We start from the raw sequence: 19,037 nt of genomic DNA on the forward strand, positions 1-19,037 counted from the left end.
GCCGGTTCCGCGCCCCCCCCCCCCCGCCCCGCCTGCGCCCGCGGGCGGCGGCCCGGCGGCGGGCCGGCCCGTACTCCAATCGGTTCGTGCTTGTGAGTCCTGGCTGCCTTGCGCCGCCGGTTGACAGCGCCGACTTCGGCGCCCTCCCTCGACACGTTCCGCGTCGAGGAAGGCTCCTGCGTGACCACTGTTATTCCGTCTTTCGCTCTTACCGGCTTGGCGCCGGCGCTGCTCACCGCGCTGACCGCGCAGGGCATCACCGAGCCGTTCCCGATCCAGACGGCGACGCTTCCGGACTCGCTCGCAGGTCGGGACGTGCTCGGCCGGGGTCGTACCGGCTCGGGTAAGACGCTCGCCTTCGGGCTTCCCCTGCTGTCTCGCACCGCCGGCCGCAAGGCCCGGCCGGGTCGCCCGCTGGCCCTGGTGCTGGTGCCGACCCGGGAGTTGGCGCAGCAGGTGACCACCGCGCTGGCGCCGTACGCCCGGGCCGTCGGCCTGCGCTGCGCCACAGTCGTCGGCGGGTTGTCGTTGCAGCGGCAGGCGGACGCGCTGCGTGCCGGCGCCGAGGTGGTCGTGGCGACCCCCGGCCGGCTGCACGACCTGATCAACCGCGGCGACGCCCGGCTCGACCAGGTCGAGATCACCGTGCTGGACGAGGCCGACCAGATGGCCGACATGGGCTTCCTGCCGCAGGTGACCAAGCTCCTGGAGCAGGTCGCCCCGCAGGGTCAGCGGATGCTCTTCTCCGCCACCCTGGACGGCGGCGTGGACCGGCTGGTCCGCCGCTTCCTCAGCAGCCCGGTGACCCACTCGGTCGACCCGGGCACTGCCACGGTCACCGCGATGACCCACCACGTGCTGCACGTCGACGCGGTCGACAAGCCCGACGCGTTGACCCGGATCGCCGCCCGTGACGGTCGCACCATCCTCTTCATGGGCACCAAGCACCGCGCCGACCGGCTCGCGCGCCAGTTGCTCTCCAAGGGTGTACGCGCCGCTGCGCTGCACGGTGGCAAGTCCCAGCCGCAGCGCACCCGCATCCTGGAGCAGTTCCGCAACGGCCAGGTGACCGCCCTGGTCGCCACGGACGTGGCGGCCCGGGGCATCCACGTCGACGGCCTCGACATGGTCGTCAACGTGGACCCGCCGGCCGAGGCGAAGGACTACCTGCACCGCGGTGGTCGGACGGCCCGCGCCGGCGAGTCCGGCAGCGTGGTCACCCTGGTCCTGCCCGAGCAGCGCCGGGACGTGTCCCGGCTGATGGCCACCGCCGGCATCCGGCCGGAGTCGGTCCAGGTGCGCCCGGGCGACGGTTCGTTGGCCCGGGTGACCGGTGCCCGTGAGCCGTCCGGTGTGCCGGTGACCATCGTCGCGCCGCCGGTGGCTGTCAGCCGGGGACGCGTAGCCGGTGGCTCGGCCACGGACGGCGGCGCCCGCCCGGCGCACCGCGCGTCGGGCCGGTCCCGTCGCCCGCGCCGCCCGCGTACCGTCTGATCCTCCACGCACGTCACCGACCCGTCCCGCTTCGGCTGGGCGGGTCGGTTTGTGTGCGGGGTGGTCCGGGTCGCGCCCCGGATCGGCCTCCTCGACCGTCGTGGCGGTCGATGACCCGCACCGCCCGGCCGCTGGCCCGAGTCGAATATCAGCCGCGGCTTGGTCGGCTGGCCGACTGTGTCCCGGCCCGGTGTGGTCGAAGCTGGCCATCGGGGGGAGCCGGGCGGGGGGCCCGGCGCGGGAGGGGTGACCATGGCGGGCGAAGCCGGCTCGGGGGCGCTGCGCGAACTGATCCTGGTGGCCGCGGTCGGGCTCGCCGGGTTGCTGCTCGCTATGGTCGCGGCCTTCGCGCCCTGGCATGCCACCCCGGCGGACAATGCTCCCGCCGGTCTGGTGGAGCTGCGCAGTCCCGGCGATCCGGGCCCCGGCCCGACGGTCGAGCACCGGGGCTGAGCAGCGACCGGCCGACCGGTGCCGGCGGAGGGGCAGGCCCGGTCAGGATCGGTACGAGGTGTGGTCGGGTCGGCGGGGCACCGACCCGACCACGCCGCCCCGGTGGTCAGGACGTCGTGGACGCCCGGTCGGTCGGGGTGCGGCTCAGCAGGTCGGCGAGGCTGGTGCTGTCGACGACGGTGGCGATCGCCCCGTGCACCGCCAGCCAGACGTCGGTGAGCCCGGCAGCCACCCCGTGGTAGCCGGCGCGTTCGGCCGGCAGTCCGCGTACGGTGGTCAGCGAGCCGCCGACCGCGCGCAGCACATCCCCGACGGTGATCTCCTCAGGTGGCCGGGTCAGCGCGTATCCGCCCTCGGCGCCCCGATGGCTGTGCAGCAGACCGGCCCGGCGCAGGTCGAGCAGGATGCCCTGCAGGAAGCTGAGCGGGATCTCCTGCACCTCGGCCAGGCTGCCGGCCTTCACCAGCTCGCCCGCGCCACCACCGCCCGCGTCGCCGCCGCGTACGGCGGCGGTGACGGCGAGCATCGCCCGGAGCGCGTAGTCGCTGCGCGCGGAGACGTACACGTCACTGACCAGCCTGGTCCAGTACGCCCCAGCGACGGCGGATCGCCTTGTCGGCCGCGCCGAACGCCGCGTCCACGACCAGGCCCAGCACCAGGATGACGATCATCGTGGAGAGCAGCCACGGCGCGTCGGACAGCTCCCGCGAGTAGGTGAGCTGGGCGCCCAGCGAGGTCTGCGAGATGCCGACGACGATCAGCTCGCCGGCCATCAGACTCCGCCAGGAGAACGCCCAACCCTGCTTGAGGCCCGCGACGATCGCCGGCAGGGCGGCCGGCGCGATCACGTACCGGTAGAGGTTGAGCCCCCGCGCGCCCAGGTTGCGACCGGCGCGCAGCAGCAGCGGTGGCACGTAGTCCACACCGGAGATCACCCCGTTGGCGATGGACGGCGCGGCGCCGAGCACCACCACGAAGAAGATCGCCTTCTCGCTCAGCTCGAACAGCAGGATGGCCAGCGGGAACCAGGCGATCGACGGCATGGTCTGCAACGCGGTGATCATCGAGCCGATGGCGGCCCGCAGCACCGTGGAGCGGGCCACCGCCAGGCCCAGCAGCAGGCCGACCGCGACCGAGAAGACATAGCCGACGGCGGCCCGCCGCAGCGTGGTGGCCAGGCCCTCCCAGAGCTGCGGACCCTGGGCCTGGGTCACCAGCTCGCGACCGACGACCAGCGGGCCGGGCAGGGAGTACGGCGGCTTCCAGCCCGACCAGACCACCACCTGCCAGGCCACGATGACGATGGCCAGCGCGGCCAGCTTGGGCCAGGTGGCCGCCCAGAGCCGGGTGCCGCGGGACACCTCCTTATTCCGACCGGCGATCTCCAGTGCGTCCAGGCCGGAGATCTCCGCGTCGCTGCGCGCCGTGCTGGTGAGGGTGTCACTGGCCATGGCGGCCCACCTCCGTACGGAGCCGTTCGGTGACCTCGGCGGCGATCGCGGCGACCTCGGGCGAGTCGATCCGCCGTGGCCGTGGGATGTCCACCTCGGTGGAGTAGATGATCCGGCCGGGGCGGCTGGAGAGCAGGATGATCCGGTCGGCCAGCCGGGCGGCCTCGCGGACGTTGTGCGTGACGAAGAGCACCGAGAGCCGGCGCTCGGACCAGATCCGTTCCAGCTCGTCGTGCAGGATGTCGCGGGTCATGGCGTCCAGCGCGCCGAACGGCTCGTCCATCAGCAGCACCGGCGTGTCCAGGGCCAGCGTGCGGGCCAGCGCGACCCGCTGACGCATGCCGCCGGAAAGTTCGTGTGGCCGCTTGCGACCGAACTCGGCCAGGTGCACCGTGCGCAGCAGGTCGGCCACCCGTTCGCGGCGCTCGGCGCGGGGCAGCCCGCGCAGCTTCAGCGGCACCTCGACGTTGGCGTCGACCGTCAGCCAGGGGAAGAGCGCCGGCTCCTGGAACATCAGCCCCGGATTGGCGCCGCCGGCGATGCCGATCTGCCCGCCGCTGGGCCGGTCCAGGCCGGCGACCAGGTTGAGCAGGGTGCTCTTGCCGCAGCCGGACGCGCCGACGAGGCAGACGAACTCGCCCGGCGCCACGTCCAGGGAGACCCCGTCCAGGGCCAGTACGGCGCTCGACCCGCGTCCGTACACCTTGGTCACGCCGGAGAGCGCGACCGCGGTGGTCGCGCTCTGCGGCGTCGTCGTGGTCGACGTCATGGCTGGACGACCTCGGGCTTGCCCTGCGCCTTGAGCGCCTTGTTGAGGTACGTGAGGTCGTACAGGCCCTTGAGGTCCACCGGCTCGGTCAGCTTGACCTCGACGGCGTGGTCGAGCCCGGCCTTGAGCGAGGTGGGGATCGGGTCGTTGGTGAACTCCAACGTCGGCCACGCCTGCTTGATCAGCTTGAGGTCCAGCGGCTTGCCGGTGATCTTGCCGATGGCGTCGGAGATGGCCTGCTGGGCCTCGTCCGGCTTGGTGTTGACGAACTCGTTCGCGGCCACCTGGCCGTCGACCAGCTTCTGCACCACGTCCGGGTGTGCCTTGAGGAACTTCGTGCTGACCAGCAGGTTGGTGATGACGAACTTCTTGTCCGGCCACAGGTCGCGCTCGTCGACGAGCACCTTGCCGCCGGCGTTGACCAGCCGGGAGACGAACGGCTCGGGCACCCAGGCGGCGTCGATCGCGCCGCTGTTGAAGGTCTCCACCGTCTGGGCGTTCTCCTGCGGCACGATCTTGACGTCGCCGCCACCCTCCTTGGTGGTGGTCAGCCCCTGCTGCTTGAGCCAGTAGCGGACCGCCACGTCCTGGGTGTTGCCGAGCTGCGGGGTGGCGACCTTCTTGCCCTTGAGGTCCTGCGGGCCGTTGATGCCCGGCTTGACCACCAGCGCCACGCCTCCGGAGGCGGCGCCGGAGACGACCCGGACGGCCTCGCCCTTGGACTTGGAGAACGCGTTCACGGTGGGGTTCGGGCCGATGTAGGTCGCGTCCAGCGCGCCGGAGAAGACGGCCTCGATGGCGGCCGGGCCGGCGTTGAAGGTCTTCGGTTCGAGCTTGACGTCGGCACCGAGCTTCTCGGCGAAGATGCCCTTCTCCACGCCGACGACGGCCGGCGCGTGGGTGATGTTGGGGAAGTAGCCGAGCCGCAGGGTCACCGGGCCGGAACTGTCTCCCGTGCCCTCGCTGTCGTCGCCGCACGCGGCGGTGCTGCCCAGGGTCGCCGCGCCGAGGGCGGCGAGGGTGGTCAGGGTGACCAACCGGCGTAGGGGGAGCCGTCTCATCGTCCATCCAATCCGCAGTATTCCTACTTAGTTGGTAGGAAGAGTGGGTCAGGCCGGGGTCAGCGTCAAGACCCATCCACATGCCGGGAAGGGGCGTCTCAGTTATGTCGGTATTTCCTACCGTCTTGCTAGGCCAATCGCGCGACACGGATTGTCGTACGTCGACGGGTTCGTCCGCTCCGGCTGGTCGCGCCGCGGGGAGGCCGAGCGGGTCGGCGCCGAGGTCCCGCCCCGGCTGGCCAACCCGGTGGCGGTGGCTCCGTGGAGGTCGCCGGTGGCGGGGATGCCGACGCGCTAGGGTCGATCCCGTGGCGGCGCGGAGATCCAGAATTCCAGCGACGAAGTATCCGGTCGAGCGGTTCACCCTCGACAACGGCCTGCGGGTGGTCCTGACCCCCGATCGCAGTGCCCCGGTGATCGGGGTGGCGGTGGTCTACGACGTCGGCATCCGCTCCGAGCCGGAGGGGCGTACGGGCTTCGCCCACCTCTTCGAGCATCTGATGTTCCAGGGCTCCGAGAACCTCGAGAAACTGGCCCACTTCCGACACGTGCAGGGTGCCGGCGGCACGTTCAACGGCTCCACCCACCTGGACTACACCGACTACTTCGAGACGCTGCCGAGCAACGCGCTGGAGCGCGCGCTGTTCCTGGAGGCGGACCGGATGCGCGGGCCCCGGCTGACCGAGGAGAACCTGCGCAACCAGGTCGACGTGGTCAAGGAGGAGATCCGGGTCAACGTGCTCAGCCGGCCGTACGGCGGCTTTCCCTGGCTGACCCTGCCCCCGGTCATGTTCGACACGTTCCCGAACGCGCACGACGGCTACGGCTCGTTCGACGACCTGGAGTCGGCCACCGTCGCCGACGCCGCCGACTTCTTCCGCCGCTACTACGCCAGCGGCAACGCGGTGCTCGCCGTCAGCGGCGACATCGACGTGGCCGAGGCGACCGAGCTGGTCACCCGGCACTTCGGCGACGTCCCGGCCCGTCCCGCGCCGCGGCGGCCCGACTTCACCGAGCCCGACCTGACCGCCGAGCGGCGCAGCTCGTACACCGACGCCCTGGCGCCGTTGCCGGCGGTGGCCGGCGCGTGGCGGGTGCCCGACCCGGTCGGCGACTTCGCCAACTACCTGCCGTACGTGGTGCTGGCCGAGGTGCTCACCGACGGCGACGCGTCCCGGCTGGTCGAACGACTGGTCCAGCGTGACCGCACGGTGACCAGCCTCGGCGGCTACCTCGGCTTCATGGGCGACCCGTTCGACGTCCGCGACCCCACCGCGCTGCTGCTCCAGGCGCACCTGCCACCGGGCGGCGACGTGGACAAGGTGCTGCGCACCGTCGACGAGGAACTGGACCGGCTGGCCACCGACGGGCTGACCGACGGCGAGCTGGCCCGCACCCAGGCCCGGATGGCCACCCACCTGCTGCGCGACACCGACGCGGTGCTCGGCCGGGCGCTGCGGATGGCGGTCCTGGAACAGCAACGCGGCGAGCCGGGCCTGCTCAACGACCTGCCCCGACTGGTCGGCGACGTCACCGAGGAGCAGGTCCGGGCCGCCGCGGCCACCCTGCGCCCGGAGCGCCGCGCCGCGGTCGAGGTCATCCCCGGAGGTGCCCGATGACCACCACCGCCACCGCCGGGCCGCGTACGCTGCCCCCGCTCGGCCCCACCCGCAAGCTCAAGGTGCCCAAGCAGGCCGAGCGCACGCTGCGCAACGGGCTCACCGTGATCGCCGTACGCCGGCCGGCGGTGCCCCTGGTCGAGCTGCGGCTCTGGGTACCGTTCGGCCGCGCCCACCTCGCGCGCGGCGCGATGCTCTCGCAGACCATGCTCTCCGGCACCGAGTCGATGACCAGCGTGCAGTTGGCCGCCGAGCTGCAGAAGGTGGGCGGCGGGCTGTCCGCGGGCGTCGACCCGGACCGGCTGATGCTCTCCGGCGCCGGCCTGGTCACCGGCCTGGACCGGATGCTGGAGCTGCTGGCCGAGGTGCTGACCGGCGCCAGCTACCCCAGCGACGAGGTGGCCGCCGAGCGGGACCGGCTGATCGACCGGATCCAGGTTGCCCAGAGCCAGCCGGCGCACCTGGCCCGGGAGGCGCTGCTGAAGCGGATCTACGGGCGACACCCGTACGCCACGCAGACCCCGGAGCCGGGCCAGATCCGTGCCGTCCGACCGGCGGCCCTGCGCAGCCTGCACGCCGAGCGGGTGCACCCCGCCGGGGCGCAGCTGGTGGTGGTCGGCGACGTGCAGCCGGAGAAGGCCCTGGACGCGGCCGAGCGGGCGCTCGGTGGGTGGGCCGGCGCCGGGCGTACGGCCACCCTGCCGGCCACCCCGCCGCTGGAGCCAGGGCCGCTGCTGCTTGTCGACCGACCCGGCTCGGTGCAGTCCTCGCTGCGGGTCGCGCTGCCCGCCGTGCCGCGCACCGACCCCGACCACGCGCCGCTGCAACTGGCCAACCTGATCTTCGGGGGCTACTTCTCGTCCCGCTGGGTGGAGAACATCCGCGAGGACAAGGGCTACACGTACGGCCCGCACTCGGTGATCGAGCACTCGGTGGCCGGGTCGGTTCTGGTCGCCGGCGCCGAGGTGGCCACCGAGGTCACCGGCCCGGCGCTGCTGGAGACCACGTACGAGCTGGGCCGGCTGGCGTCGCTGCCGCCGAAGCCGGAGGAGCTGGAGCAGGCCCGCCAGTACGCCCTGGGCACCCTCCAGCTCGGCATGTCCACCCAGGCCGGTCTGGCCGCGCTGACCAGCGCGTACGCCGGGAACGGGCTGCGGCTGGAGTTCCTCGCGGAGTACGCGGCCCGCCTGGCGCAGGCGACCGTCGACGACGTGGCGCGTGCTGCCGCCCACTACCTCGCGCCCGCCCGGGCGGCGGTGGTCGTGCTCGGCGACGCCGAGCGGATCACCCCCGGGCTGGCCGCGCTGACGCCGGTCCACACCGAACCGGTGCAGCCATGAGGCACCGCCACGGCCCGTCGGTCCGGGTGTCCGTCAGCGGCGGAGCGTTGACGTGAGCGGGGAGACGGCGCCGCCGCTGGCGCGGTCCACCCTGGATCGCGCCGCGCATCGGCGGGGCGACGCGCAGTGGCTGACCGAGGCGTGGCTGCGCGGCCGGATCCTGCTGCTCGACTCGACCAACGACGGGCGGACGCTCGCCCGTACCGACGTGTCGCCCCCCGCGCTGGTGCTGTTCGGCGCGGCCGACGTGCCGGCCGGCGCCGAGTCGACGGCGATGTTCCTCGGTGTCGAGCCGGACGGGGTGCCGATCTTCGCGCTCGACACGCCGCTGCCGACGGTGCCGGGCACCCGGGCGGTCAACCTGCGGGAGGTGGGCCACCTGCTCGGCGATCGGGAGGCCGGCATCTTCACCACGGCGCTCGCGCTGCTCAACTGGCACACCCGGCACGGCTACTCGACGGCGACCGGCGCGCCGACGGTGATGGACGAGGCCGGCTGGTCCCGGGTGGATCGCAACGGTGCGCGGATCTGGCCGCGTACCGACCCGGCGATGATCGTGCTGGTGCACGACGGCGTCGACGGTCCCGAGGGGCGCTGCCTGCTCGGCAACAACGCCGGCTGGCCGGGCACGCCGGGTGGTCGGCGCTACTCCTGCCTGGCCGGATACGTCGAGCCGGGGGAGTCCGCGGAGGCCGCCGTGCTGCGCGAGGTCCGCGAGGAGGTGGGCATCTCCGTCGAGCGGATCAGGTACGTCGGCAGCCAGGCCTGGCCGTTCCCGGGCTCGCTGATGCTGGGCTTCCTGGCCACCGCCGACCCGGCGGATCCGGTGCAGGTCGACCCGTCCGAGATCGCGTACGCCAGGTGGTTCAGCCGCGAGGAGATCGGGGCCGCGTGTGCGGGAAGGGCCGTGGACGTGGGGGACGGGGCTCGGCTGATCCTGCCGCCGCCGTCGTCGATCGCGTTGTTCCTCATCCATCGCTGGCTGGACGGCTGGGTGGACGCCGACCACTGAGCACGGTCCCGGCCCGTGGCCGCCGTTGCCGCGGCGGTCACGGGCCGGGAACACGGGCCGTCGTGGTCGGTGGGAGCGATGGACGCGGCGGGGGAGCCGAGCCGACCACGACGGACGTTTGGGGTCAGGTGCCGGTGCGGCCGGGTCTGCGCCGGAAGACGGGCAGCGGCTCGCCGAGTGGCAGGACCTTGACCCGTTGCTTGCCGGCTCGCACCGCGCCGACCGTCGACAGGGCCCGGGCCAGCAGCAGCGCGGCGTCCCGGTCCTCGGCGTGCACGGTCTGCCGGCGCGGTTCCGGCGTGGTCGTCTCGTCGCGGAGGCCATGGCCGTCCGCCCAGGCGGCGGCGATGTCCCCGTCGGCGACGGTGCGGATGTCGGTGCGAACGATCAGGAACCGCATAAGGGTCTCCGGATGAACCGCGACGAATGAGCCAGTGTGGAAGTTCCACGTTCTCGTGGGTCATGTTACGCCCCGTGTTCATCCCAGCAAGTGAAACGCGCCTATTGTTTCCGAGCCTCGTCCGATCGGCGGATGCCTGGTCAGCGGGGTTGCCGCCGAACAAGGCGACGGGGCCGCCGGCACCATGCCAACGGCCCCGCCCCGGTCAGGAGGATCAGTTCAGGTCGAACTGGCCCGTCTTCGCCCCGGCGATGAAGCCGAGCCACCCGGCCCGGTTGAACAGCAGCACCGGGCCGCCCCGGTCCTTGCTGTCGCGCAGCGCGACAGCCGACGGGCCGGTGCCCAGGGGGGCGACCTCCACGCAGTTGGAGGTCTGGCTGCGGGTGCTGGTACGCCACGGGGCGTCCGCCAACGAGCTGGCGGAGACGGACGGCGTGTTGTGGATGTCGTTCATGGCTCTGCTCCTGATGTGAACCGATCCGATGGGACGAGTGGTGCCGCACGCCCCGACGGAGGGTCCCCCGTGGATCACCGATCCGTCAGTCGCCCCGAGGCCCGGCGGCGTTGGGTCGGCGCCGTTGCCGGCCCGAACGCCACTGTGGATGGGGGCGTCGCCCCGGTCAGCCGTCCCGTCGCCTCGATCAGCCAGGAGAGGGTGTCCGAGGCGTCTAGTGCCGCCGTGCATAGCCACTCGAACACCACTTTATAGCGATTTAGCGTGATTGCCTCGGTCGACATGACGTCGGTGAACCCCCCTTCGATGGCCAATGTCTCCGGATCGAGCGGATCGGCGAACCGATAGAGGGAGAAGGCGGTCGGCGGAAGGTACCAATCGCCGATCTGGGTGTCCCGCAGAAGCAGGTGCAGAGTCACGTTGGGCAGCAGGGCAAGCTCGCACAGCTGGTGCAGCTGCTCGTGCAGCACCTCGGGCGGGCCGGCCCGGCGGCCGAGGGCCGCCTCCTCCAGCACTGCGGTGTAGCTCGGCGCGTGCGGCTCGCGGGTCAGCAGCAACTGGCGGGCCAACCGGGCCTGCACCTCGGTCTCCGGCTCGTCGGTCGGCTCCGGTTCGCCGGCGCCCTCGCTCACCTGGCGGGCCGAGACGATCCGGACCTTCGCGTACCCGGCGGTCTGCAGCAGACCCGGCACCAGAACCGGGTTGTACTCGGAGATCTCCGCGCAGCCCGCCTCCAGCTCGGCCCAACTGCGCTGCTGCTGCGTCATCACCGGAAAGTTCTTCAACCAGCCGCGCATGTCGCCGGCCTCACCGGCGATCGCGAGCAACTCCTCGCGCGACGCGGTGTCGGCCCCGTAGAGGTCGAGCAGAACGCCGACATCCTGCGGGTCCGGTCGGCTGCGGCCGTTCTCCATGCGGGACAGTTTGGACGCGGACGCCCAACCGATCCGTTCGATAACCTGGTCACCGGTGAGGCCCGCGGCTTCGCGCAGGCTGCGCAGTTCGATGCCCAACCGTCGGCGACGCATGATCGGGCTGGGTGCGGCAGGAGGCACAGTGTCCTCTTTCCCGTCGACCGCCGCAGACGCGACGGTAACTGTATGAAATTCGCCCCCCACGGTCAGTATGGACGGCGCGACCGGCGTCGGAGGTTCCGGCGGGGGCGTGTCTTGTCGAAAAATGGACCACGGATACGCCGGACGACGACGGACCCCGGGTCCCAGCCCCGTCGACCGCCCAGCCGGGCACGCCATCCCGCCGGAGGGAACCCATGCGCACCGTCCTGCGCCGACCCGACTTCCGCCTGCTGTTCGGCGGCCTGCTGGCCAGCATGACCGCCGAGTCGATCCTGCTGCTCGCGCTCGCCATCTGGGTCAAGGACCTGACCGGCTCCAACGGGCTCGCCGGCGGCATCATCTTCGCCGTCATCGCCCCGATGACGTTGGCGCCGCTGGTCGGTTGGTTCGTCGACCGGTACCCGCGCCGGCCCTTCTTCGTGACCGCGAACGTGGTCACCGCGCTGCTGCTCGCTCCGTTGTTCACCGTCCGCGACGCGGGCGACGTCTGGCTCGTCTACCTGGTGGCGGCCCTCTACGGCCTGTCGTCCATCACGCTCGGCGCGGCGCTCAGCGGGTTGATCCGGCAGTTGGTGCCGGTGGAGCTGCTCGCGGAGGCGAACGGCGTGCTGCAGACCGTACGCCAGGGGCTGCGGCTGGTCGGCCCGCTGGCCGGCGCGGCGCTCTACGCGGCGCTCGGCGGGTGGGCGCTGGCCGGGATCGGCATGGTCGGCTTCGTGACCGCGGCCGCGGTGGTGACCGCGGTGCCGAGCCCGGCGCTGGCGCCGGCGACCGTGCGGCTGCGGTGGCCCGCCGAGCTGGGCGCCGGCCTGCGGCATCTGACCGGTGAGCCGGCGCTGCGCCGGGCCCTGCTCGGCTACGGGCTCGGATCGCTGGTGATGGGTTTCAGCGAGTCGCTGATCTTCGCCTACGTCGACCAGGGGTTGGATCGGGACGCGGCCTTCGTGGGCGTGCTGGTCATGGTGCAGGGCGTCGGTGGGCTGTTCGGTGGGCTCTGCTCACCGGCGCTGGTCCGCCGACTCGGTGAGATCGGCACGCTGGCCGCCGGAGTGGCCTTCTTCTCGCCGGCCGCGCTCGCGCTCGCCTACCCCGATCTGCGGCTCGGGATCGTGGCGGTGCTGCTGGCCGGCGTCTCGCTGCCGTTGACGATGGTGGGCCTGCACACGCTGATCCAGCGACGTACGCCGCCCGGGCTGGTCGGACGGGTCGCGGCGGCCACCCAGGCGCTGGTCAGCGGCCCGCAGGCGCTCTCCATCGGCGCCGGTGCCCTGCTGGTCGGCGTCCTGGACTACCGGGCCCTGTTCCTGCTGGTCGGGGTGGCCACGCTGGCCGCCGGCGTCTACCTCTGGCGGGGCCGGCACCTGAGCGCGCCGGCCGGCGGCCGTGGGCCCACACCGCCGACCCGCCCGACCCTCCCCGCGCCGCGCCGCCCGGTCGATGCCGACATCGACGCGCCGGTGGCCACCGGACCCCGGCGGCCGCCCCGGCGGTGACGGAGGTCGGAGATGACGAACGGTGACGGATGTCGGACACGACGAACGGCCGCCCGGATCCGGGCGGCCGTTCGTCGAGAGGTGACCCGGCGGTCAGGCGCTGAGGGTTTCCAGGTGCTGCTTGACCTGAGTGATCGAGGGGTTCGTCAGGGCGCTGCCGTCGGCGAAACGCAGCGTCGGCACCGTCTGGTTGCCGCCGTTGACGCTCATCACGAACTCCGCGGCCTCCGGATCCCGCTCGATGTCGACCACCTCGTACCCGATGCCCTCCCGGTCGAGCTGCGACTTCAGCCGGTGGCAGTAGCCGCACCAGGGGGTGGAATACATCGTCAGCATGGTCGGATCCTCCAACTCCTCTGACCGCCGGCTTGCGGATCAAGCCGAGGCTGTCCGCTACAACGTCCGGAGGAGCTGAGATGATTCCTGGTTGTGGTGGTTCACTCAGCGTCGGAAGGCGTACTTGCCGGGCTGGACCCGGAGCAGCGCTCCGCGGTGACCGCACCCGCCGGCCCGGTCTGCATCCTCGCCGGCGCGGGCACCGGCAAGACCCGCGCGATCACCTCCCGGATCGCCCACCGGGCGCTCTCCGGGGAGATCTCCCCCCGGCACGTGCTCGCCGTCACCTTCACCGCCCGGGCCGCCGCCGAGATGCGACACCGTCTCACTCTGCTCGGGGCGCACGGGGTCCAGGCGCGGACATTCCACTCCGCCGCGCTGCGGCAGGTGCGCTACTTCGCTCCCCGCCTGCTGGCCGGCCGGGCCATGCCCGAGCTGCTGGACAGCAAGGTGCGGCTGGTCACCCTCGCCGCCGCCCGGGTCGGCCTGCGTACCGACCGGGCCGCCGCGCGGGACCTGGCCGGTGAGATCGAGTGGGCCAAGTCGTCGCTGGTGGAGCCGGGGGACTACGTGGTGTCGGCGGCCCGGGCAGTGCGGGACACGCCGCACGAGCCGGCGAAGGTCGCCGAGGTGTTCACTGCGTACGAGCAGCTCAAGCGCTCCAACGGGGTGATCGACTTCGAGGACATGCTGCGCGCCGCGGTGTGGGGCATCGAGGAGCACCGGGACGTCGCCGAGCAGGTCCGCGGTCAGTACCGGCACTTCGTGGTCGACGAGTACCAGGACGTCAACCCGCTCCAGCAGCGGTTGCTGGACGCCTGGCTGGGCGGCCGGGACGACCTGACCGTGGTCGGCGACGCCAGCCAGACGATCTACTCGTTCACCGGGGCGACCTCGTCGTACCTGGTCGACTTTCCGCGCCGGCACCGCAACGCCACAGTGGTCCGGCTGGTCCGCGACTACCGCTCCACCCCGCAGGTCGTCGGGCTGGCCAACGCGGTGATCTCCCAGGCCCGCGGCGCCGAGGCGCGGCTGCGGTTGGAGTTGAGCGGGCAGCGCCCCCCGGGACCGGAACCCGACCTGCGGATCTTCACCGACGAGCCGGCCGAGGCGAACGCGGTGGCCGCGCGCTGCCGGTCACTGATCGACGCGGGCACCCCGGCGAAGGAGATCGCCGTGCTGTTCCGCGTCAACGCGCAGTCCGAGGCGTACGAGAAGGCGCTCACCGAGGCCGCCGTGCCGTACGTGGTGCAGGGCGCGGAGCGGTTCTTCGAGCGGACCGAGGTGCGCCAGGCGATGGTCGCCCTGCGGTCGGCCACCCGCTCGATCCCCGGGGAGACCCCGTTGCCGACCGCCGTGGTCGAGGCGCTCACCGCGGTCGGCTGGGCCCCGGACGCGCCCCCGGCCGGTGGCGCCGCCCGCGAGCGCTGGGAGGCCCTGTCCGCGCTGGTCCAGCTCGCCGAGGAGTACGCGGCCACCCCCGAGGTGGTGCCGATCGGCGAGGCGGCGTCGGTGGAGCGCCCGGTCACCCTCATCGACTTCACCGAGGAACTGGCCCGCCGGGCCGCCCAGCAGCACGTGCCGACGGTGGACGGGGTCACGCTGGCGTCGCTGCACTCGGCCAAGGGGCTGGAGTGGGACGCGGTCTTCCTGGTCGGCCTCGCCGAGGGCACCCTGCCCACCACGTACGCCAAGACCGTCGAGCAGGTCGAGGAGGAGCGCCGGCTGCTCTACGTCGGCATCACCCGCGCGCGGCAGTGGCTCTGGCTGTCGTACGCCGCCGCGCGCTCGTCGGGCGGCCGTGCCCGGCGGCCGTCGCGGTTCCTGCCCCAGCTGGACCGCTCCGGCGGCACCGAGCGGGCGGGCGCCTCCACCGGTCCCGCGCGCCGTCCCGAACGGCGCCGGACGCAGATCGTGTCCTGTCGGATCTGCGGCGCGACCCTGCTCGCCGGCCCCGACCGCAAACTGGGTCGGTGCCCCACCTGTCCCTCCGACATCGACGATGAGCTGCACGAACGCCTGCGCGAGTGGCGCCAGCGGGTGGCCGGCGCGCAGAAGGTCCCGGCGTACGTGGTGTTCACCGACGCCACGTTGACCGCGTTGGCCGAGCGGCGGCCCGGCCGGCCGGAAGAGTTGATCGCCATCGCCGGCATCGGCCCCCGCAAACTGGGCCTCTACGGGGAGTCGGTGCTGGCGCTCGTGCAGGGCGCGGGGGTGGACGACGTCTGCCCGGAGAAAACTTTCGAAATCTCGTCGTAAATTCGTTTGCCCTCGCCCCCGGGCGAGGAATAGCCTCAGAACACACCACGCGAGCGGCGCCATTCCGGCTGCTCACGGGGGTTGGTCCAGTCGATTCGAGGAACGTGAGGGAGGTGGCCACCGTGGAGATCTTCACCTATGAGCGTCTGACGGCGATGCCGTCTGTCCCCGCTCCGCTGTCGGCTGTCTGGGTGGCCCTTGCGGCCGCACGACCGTCGGTTCCGCAGGTGCACCAGGTTCAGGCCGAGCTGAACTTGACCGTTGCGCCGATCGCCGGAGTCGAGGGGACCAGTGGCTTCACGGGCATGGGCATCGATGGCGCCAAGAAGCGCACGGATGTCCGCGGCGTTCCACCTCGAGGTAGACCGGTCTGATCCTCAGACACCGGCTCACCTCGAGGCCGCGGAACCCGCTACCGGGATCCGCGGCCTCAGTTTTTTGCCCCGCCGAAGTACGTCGGAATGCGATCCACGAGATCGAAGTGAGAGAGAGGTGACCGGGAGATGAGTCTGGCGTTGGCCCCCCTCGATGTGAGCGTCGAGCTGGAGGCGAACCTGCCCTGCCGGAAGTTCGACCCCGACCTGTGGTTCTCCGACTCGCCTGCCGAGCTCGAGCTGGCCAAGTCGCTCTGCGGGGACTGCCCGCTGCGCGTCGAGTGCCTGGCCGGGGCGGTGGAGCGAGCGGAGCCGTGGGGCGTCTGGGGCGGCGAGATCTTCGAGCGTGGCGCGGTCGTCCCGCGCAAGCGGCCCCGTGGCCGTCCGCGCAAGGAGGACGTCGCTCGTGACGCGGAGCTCCGGGTCGAGGCCGAGGCGCGCCTGGCAGCCACTGGGCTGTCCGAGGTGCGTGGCGCGGTCCGGCTGGCAGCCTGACATGTTCCCGACCCGTACCAACTACGCCGGTGGCACACCGGCAGTGAGTGGGAAAACGATGTTGAACGTTCCGAGTGGAGCCTTCGAGATGCAACTACTCCACGAAGCGTTGACCAGGGCTCGAATGCGCCGGCCTCAGGCCGGTCGTACCACCACGAGCACTGAGGCAACCCGATCCGCCCGTACCGTCGCCATGAACGGCCGCAACCAGTCGGCGCGCGACCTGGGCGTTCTCTAGTACCACCCCACGCAGAAGGGCGGGTGCCGACCGGCACCCGCCCTTCCTCACATCCTCAGGCGACCGGCGCGAAGCCCGGCAGCCAGCGCTCCAGGATGCTGCGGTACGGCGCCTTCGCCTCCAACTGGCAGAGCACCCCGATCGAGCCGAGCGTCACCCGGTGGATGAGCAGGTACGACGGGGGCAGGTTGAGCTTCCTGCTCAGCTGGTAGGTGGGGGAGCGAGGGCTGGCCAGCCGGGCCGCCTCGGCCCGTAGCCAGGCCCGGGTGAAGCGGAACCCGTCGGCCGCGATCGGCTCCAGCATCGGGCGGAGGAAGTCGAGGACACCCTCGGCGTCGATCTCGTCGGTGGAACCGATGAACCCCTCGTCCCGCAGTCCCGCCACCACCCCGTCCGCGTCGCCGCGCAGGGCCCGCCCGGCGATGCGGCCGATCGGCTCCGGCGTGCCCTCGGGCATCCGGGCCACCGCACCGAAGTCGATCACCCCGAGCCGGCCGTCAGCCAGCAGCCGGAAGTTTCCCGGGTGCGGGTCGGCGTGCAGAAGACCAGCCCGCTGGGGCGCGGAGAGGTGCAACGTGGCCATGAGCCGGCCGGCCTCGTCCCGCTGCTCCTCGGTGCCGTCGAAGATGATGTCTGCCAGCGGGGTGCCGGTCACCCATTCGGTGACCAGCACCCGGGGCGACGCGGAGACCACCTCCGGGATGAAGATCTCCGGATCGTCGGCGTACGCGGCGGCGAAGGTGCGCTGCGACTCGGCCTCGAGCTCGTAGTCCAGCTCCTCGGTGATCCGCTCACGCAGCTCGACGAGGAGCGGCTTGACGTCGAGGCCGGGCTGGATCGCCCGGAACATCCCGCCCAGCCGGGAGAGCTGCTTGAGGTCGGTGAGGAGCGCGTCACCGGCCCCCGGGTACTGGATCTTGACCGCCACGTCGCGGCTGTTCGGCTCGCCGGACGGGCCGTAACCCGGCTCGCGCCACCGAGCCCGGTGCACCTGCCCGATGCTGGCCGCCGCCGCCGGGGTGTCGTTGAACTCGACGAACCGGTCGCGCCAGTCGGGGCCGAGCTGCTCGGCGAGCACCTTCTGCACGCTCGCGGCCGGCAGCGGCGGCGCGGCCTCCTGAAGTTTGGTCAGTGCCTGCCGGTACGGTGCGGCGATCTCCTCCGGCAGGGCCGCCTCGAAGACCGACAACGCCTGGCCGAACTTCATCGCCCCGCCCTTGAGCTGGCCCAACACGCTGAACAACTGCTCGGCGGTGCGCTGCTGGATCTCCGCGGAGATCACGTCGGAGGCGAGCCCGGTGACACGCTTACCCATGCCGAGGACGGTCCGGCCGGCGAAGCCGAGCGGCAGAGCGGCGAGCTTGGCGGTCCGGGACACGGCCCGGCGCGGGATGTCGGTCACTTCGCCATTGTTACCGACCGGAGGGCTCCGCTGCTGCTGTGCGGCCGGGCTGGTGCATACACCCGAGTCGGCGAACACCCGCACGCCGGGTGCGGCGGCCAACCTCGGCGGCGGAACCGGCCCGCTCCGGTGATCTCCATGGCGCCGCCCAGTGTCTCGGGGTGGCCGCCGTCGAGGTGCGCCAGGGCCTCCGCCACCGCGTACCCGATGGCCGCGAGCAGGGTGCCGGTCGCGCCGGCGGCCACCGGCTCGGCCGTGGCGAGCTGGGCGGCGAGCCCCGGCCAGGCCGGGTCGCGGTCGGCGCGATGCAGCTCGACGCAGCGCAGACAGGGCCCGGCGGGTGGACGGACCAACGGCCCGATGACCGGTACGCCTTCGCGCAGGGTCACCAGCAGGTGCGGCTGACGGCGCTGGGCGAGACCGGCGGCGAGCAGCGCGGGCGGACGGTCCGTGCCGAGCTGGATCAGCAGATCCACCCGGACGGCCCGGACCGGGTGGGTGCCGGTGCCCGGCGCGACACGGTCGACCGCCGCCCGGATCGCCGGGGCCAGCGGCCGGCCCAGCTCGGTGGCGGGGATGCCCGTCCCGACCAGGTCGATCGGCCGCACCGAGCCGGTGACGTGCGGAATCACCTGTCCGACGCCGGCCTGGGCCAGCGCCACCGCCAGTGGCCCGCCGAGCGCACCGGCGCCGGTGAGCAGCACCCGGGCCGCCCGCCGGCGACGCAGAACCTGGGCGGGAGTGCCGGGCAGCCGAGCCGCGCCCAGGGCCAACGCTCCGGCCTCGGCGGCGAGCCGGGCCCGGACCGGCCCGGCCAGGTCGCGGGGGAGCAGGCTGTGCGCCGGCACCAGCAGACCCGCCGCGCGCAGGGCGTCCAGCAGCGTACGCGCGTCGTCGGTGGAGACCTGGGCCGCGAGCGCCTGGGTCAGCACGTCCCGTTCGCTGCGGGTGCCGTCCAGCAGATCGAGCAGGGCAGCGGTACGCGGGTTGGCCAGCTCCACCAGCACGGCGGGCCCCGGGCCGACACCGATCTGGAGGGTGTGCCGATCCCGCCAGAGCCGGCTGAGGCCGGGAAGGAGCGTGGGGCGGGGCAGCGCGGTACGACTCATGGTGACGAATCGTGACCGCTTCCCTGCGCTCGGTCGATCGTTGTCCACAGGTGGCCGGGGCTGTATCCAGCCTTGTCCACAGGATCTGGCGGGTTATCCACAGGCCACTGGGCGTTGTTGTCGGTCACCCGACAGCCTGGCCGACGTTCGCGGGGGCCCTTCTCCAGGACCGCGACGGGGGGCGGGACGGCCACAACGGCCG

19 protein-coding genes are annotated in these 19,037 nt (G+C 72.5%); 9 read left to right on the forward strand and 10 right to left on the reverse strand.

The genetic code is table 11. The features are described 5' to 3' along the window. The first annotated feature begins 180 nt into the window (after nt 1-180). On the forward strand, nt 181-1,494 hold the full coding sequence (locus ABZU46_RS24930; protein ID WP_354861519.1) for a DEAD/DEAH box helicase: 1,314 nt from the start codon (nt 181-183) through the stop codon (nt 1,492-1,494). A 252-nt stretch (nt 1,495-1,746) separates the two neighbouring features. Then, a complete protein-coding gene (locus tag ABZU46_RS24935) occupies nt 1,747-1,947 on the forward strand; it encodes a hypothetical protein (RefSeq protein ID WP_354861521.1) in 201 nt (66 codons plus the stop codon). Nucleotides 1,948-2,053: 106 nt separating this feature from the next. On the opposite strand, the gene ABZU46_RS24940 is transcribed toward ABZU46_RS24935, so the two are convergent. From ABZU46_RS24940 to ABZU46_RS24955, 4 genes are read right to left on the reverse strand one after another with little or no spacing between them, the layout of a single operon-like run. Continuing rightward, complete coding sequence (locus ABZU46_RS24940) at nt 2,054-2,512, reverse strand: Rrf2 family transcriptional regulator (RefSeq protein WP_354861522.1); 459 nt, start codon at nt 2,510-2,512, stop codon at nt 2,054-2,056. Nucleotide 2,513: 1 nt separating this feature from the next. Continuing rightward, nucleotides 2,514-3,398, reverse strand: a complete 885-nt coding sequence (locus ABZU46_RS24945) for an ABC transporter permease (RefSeq protein ID WP_354861524.1) — start codon at nt 3,396-3,398, stop codon at nt 2,514-2,516. Continuing rightward, nucleotides 3,388-4,167 (reverse strand): ABC transporter ATP-binding protein, encoded by a 780-nt coding sequence (locus ABZU46_RS24950; RefSeq protein ID WP_354861525.1) that lies wholly within the window; start codon nt 4,165-4,167, stop codon nt 3,388-3,390. The genes ABZU46_RS24945 and ABZU46_RS24950 overlap by 11 nt, the downstream gene beginning before the upstream one ends. After that, the gene (locus ABZU46_RS24955; RefSeq protein WP_354861527.1) at nt 4,164-5,228 is read right to left on the reverse strand and encodes an ABC transporter substrate-binding protein; all 1,065 of its coding nucleotides are present in this window, start codon (nt 5,226-5,228) and stop codon (nt 4,164-4,166) included. Before ABZU46_RS24955 ends, ABZU46_RS24950 begins: the two co-directional genes overlap by 4 nt. A gap of 308 nt (nt 5,229-5,536) precedes the next feature. Here ABZU46_RS24955 and ABZU46_RS24960 point away from each other — a divergent pair, with 308 nt between their 5' ends. From ABZU46_RS24960 to nudC, 3 genes are read left to right on the forward strand one after another with little or no spacing between them, the layout of a single operon-like run. Continuing rightward, complete coding sequence (locus ABZU46_RS24960; protein ID WP_354861529.1) at nt 5,537-6,847, forward strand: pitrilysin family protein; 1,311 nt, start codon at nt 5,537-5,539, stop codon at nt 6,845-6,847. Next, nucleotides 6,844-8,187 carry a pitrilysin family protein gene (locus tag ABZU46_RS24965; RefSeq protein ID WP_354861530.1) on the forward strand — a complete coding sequence of 448 codons (1,344 nt, stop codon included), beginning with the start codon at nt 6,844-6,846 and terminating at the stop codon, nt 8,185-8,187. Before ABZU46_RS24960 ends, ABZU46_RS24965 begins: the two co-directional genes overlap by 4 nt. 52 nt (nt 8,188-8,239) lie before the next feature. Further along, the gene (gene nudC / locus ABZU46_RS24970) at nt 8,240-9,199 is read left to right on the forward strand and encodes an NAD(+) diphosphatase (RefSeq protein ID WP_354861532.1); all 960 of its coding nucleotides are present in this window, start codon (nt 8,240-8,242) and stop codon (nt 9,197-9,199) included. 124 nt (nt 9,200-9,323) lie between these two features. Here the strand turns inward: nudC and ABZU46_RS24975 are convergent, their stop codons facing one another. From ABZU46_RS24975 to ABZU46_RS24985, 3 genes are all read right to left on the reverse strand, one after another. Further along, a complete protein-coding gene (locus ABZU46_RS24975; RefSeq protein WP_354861533.1) occupies nt 9,324-9,599 on the reverse strand; it encodes a hypothetical protein in 276 nt (91 codons plus the stop codon). A gap of 214 nt (nt 9,600-9,813) precedes the next feature. Continuing rightward, a complete protein-coding gene (locus tag ABZU46_RS24980) occupies nt 9,814-10,053 on the reverse strand; it encodes a DUF397 domain-containing protein (RefSeq protein ID WP_354861535.1) in 240 nt (79 codons plus the stop codon). A gap of 74 nt (nt 10,054-10,127) precedes the next feature. Continuing rightward, nucleotides 10,128-11,108 carry a helix-turn-helix transcriptional regulator gene (locus ABZU46_RS24985; RefSeq protein WP_354861536.1) on the reverse strand — a complete coding sequence of 327 codons (981 nt, stop codon included), beginning with the start codon at nt 11,106-11,108 and terminating at the stop codon, nt 10,128-10,130. A 215-nt stretch (nt 11,109-11,323) separates the two neighbouring features. Between ABZU46_RS24985 and ABZU46_RS24990 the strand changes: the two genes are divergently transcribed. Then, nucleotides 11,324-12,622, forward strand: coding sequence for an MFS transporter (locus ABZU46_RS24990; protein ID WP_354861537.1), 1,299 nt, complete (start codon nt 11,324-11,326; stop codon nt 12,620-12,622). Nucleotides 12,623-12,715: 93 nt separating this feature from the next. Here ABZU46_RS24990 and ABZU46_RS24995 read toward each other — a convergent pair whose 3' ends face one another. Further along, nucleotides 12,716-12,958 (reverse strand): mycoredoxin, encoded by a 243-nt coding sequence (locus ABZU46_RS24995; RefSeq protein ID WP_354861539.1) that lies wholly within the window; start codon nt 12,956-12,958, stop codon nt 12,716-12,718. 93 nt (nt 12,959-13,051) lie between these two features. Between ABZU46_RS24995 and ABZU46_RS25000 the strand changes: the two genes are divergently transcribed. The 3 genes from ABZU46_RS25000 to ABZU46_RS25010 all read left to right on the forward strand — a co-directional run bounded on the left by ABZU46_RS25000 (nt 13,052) and on the right by ABZU46_RS25010 (nt 16,086). Next, nucleotides 13,052-15,217 (forward strand): ATP-dependent DNA helicase UvrD2, encoded by a 2,166-nt coding sequence (locus ABZU46_RS25000; protein ID WP_354861540.1) that lies wholly within the window; start codon nt 13,052-13,054, stop codon nt 15,215-15,217. Nucleotides 15,218-15,339: 122 nt separating this feature from the next. After that, nucleotides 15,340-15,591: a hypothetical protein gene (locus ABZU46_RS25005; protein WP_354861542.1), complete on the forward strand. Its 252-nt coding sequence runs from the start codon at nt 15,340-15,342 to the stop codon at nt 15,589-15,591. 129 nt (nt 15,592-15,720) lie between these two features. Next, nucleotides 15,721-16,086 (forward strand): WhiB family transcriptional regulator, encoded by a 366-nt coding sequence (locus ABZU46_RS25010; RefSeq protein WP_354861543.1) that lies wholly within the window; start codon nt 15,721-15,723, stop codon nt 16,084-16,086. A gap of 293 nt (nt 16,087-16,379) precedes the next feature. Here ABZU46_RS25010 and ABZU46_RS25015 read toward each other — a convergent pair whose 3' ends face one another. Both ABZU46_RS25015 and ABZU46_RS25020 read right to left on the reverse strand, forming a co-directional pair. Then, nucleotides 16,380-17,726 (reverse strand): AarF/ABC1/UbiB kinase family protein, encoded by a 1,347-nt coding sequence (locus tag ABZU46_RS25015; RefSeq protein ID WP_354861544.1) that lies wholly within the window; start codon nt 17,724-17,726, stop codon nt 16,380-16,382. Further along, nucleotides 17,723-18,835, reverse strand: coding sequence for a hypothetical protein (locus ABZU46_RS25020; protein ID WP_354861546.1), 1,113 nt, complete (start codon nt 18,833-18,835; stop codon nt 17,723-17,725). The genes ABZU46_RS25015 and ABZU46_RS25020 overlap by 4 nt, the downstream gene beginning before the upstream one ends. Between the last annotated feature and the right edge of the window lie 202 nt (nt 18,836-19,037).

The organism is Micromonospora sp. NPDC005197 (assembly GCF_040608295.1).
Classification (GTDB): domain Bacteria; phylum Actinomycetota; class Actinomycetes; order Mycobacteriales; family Micromonosporaceae; genus Micromonospora.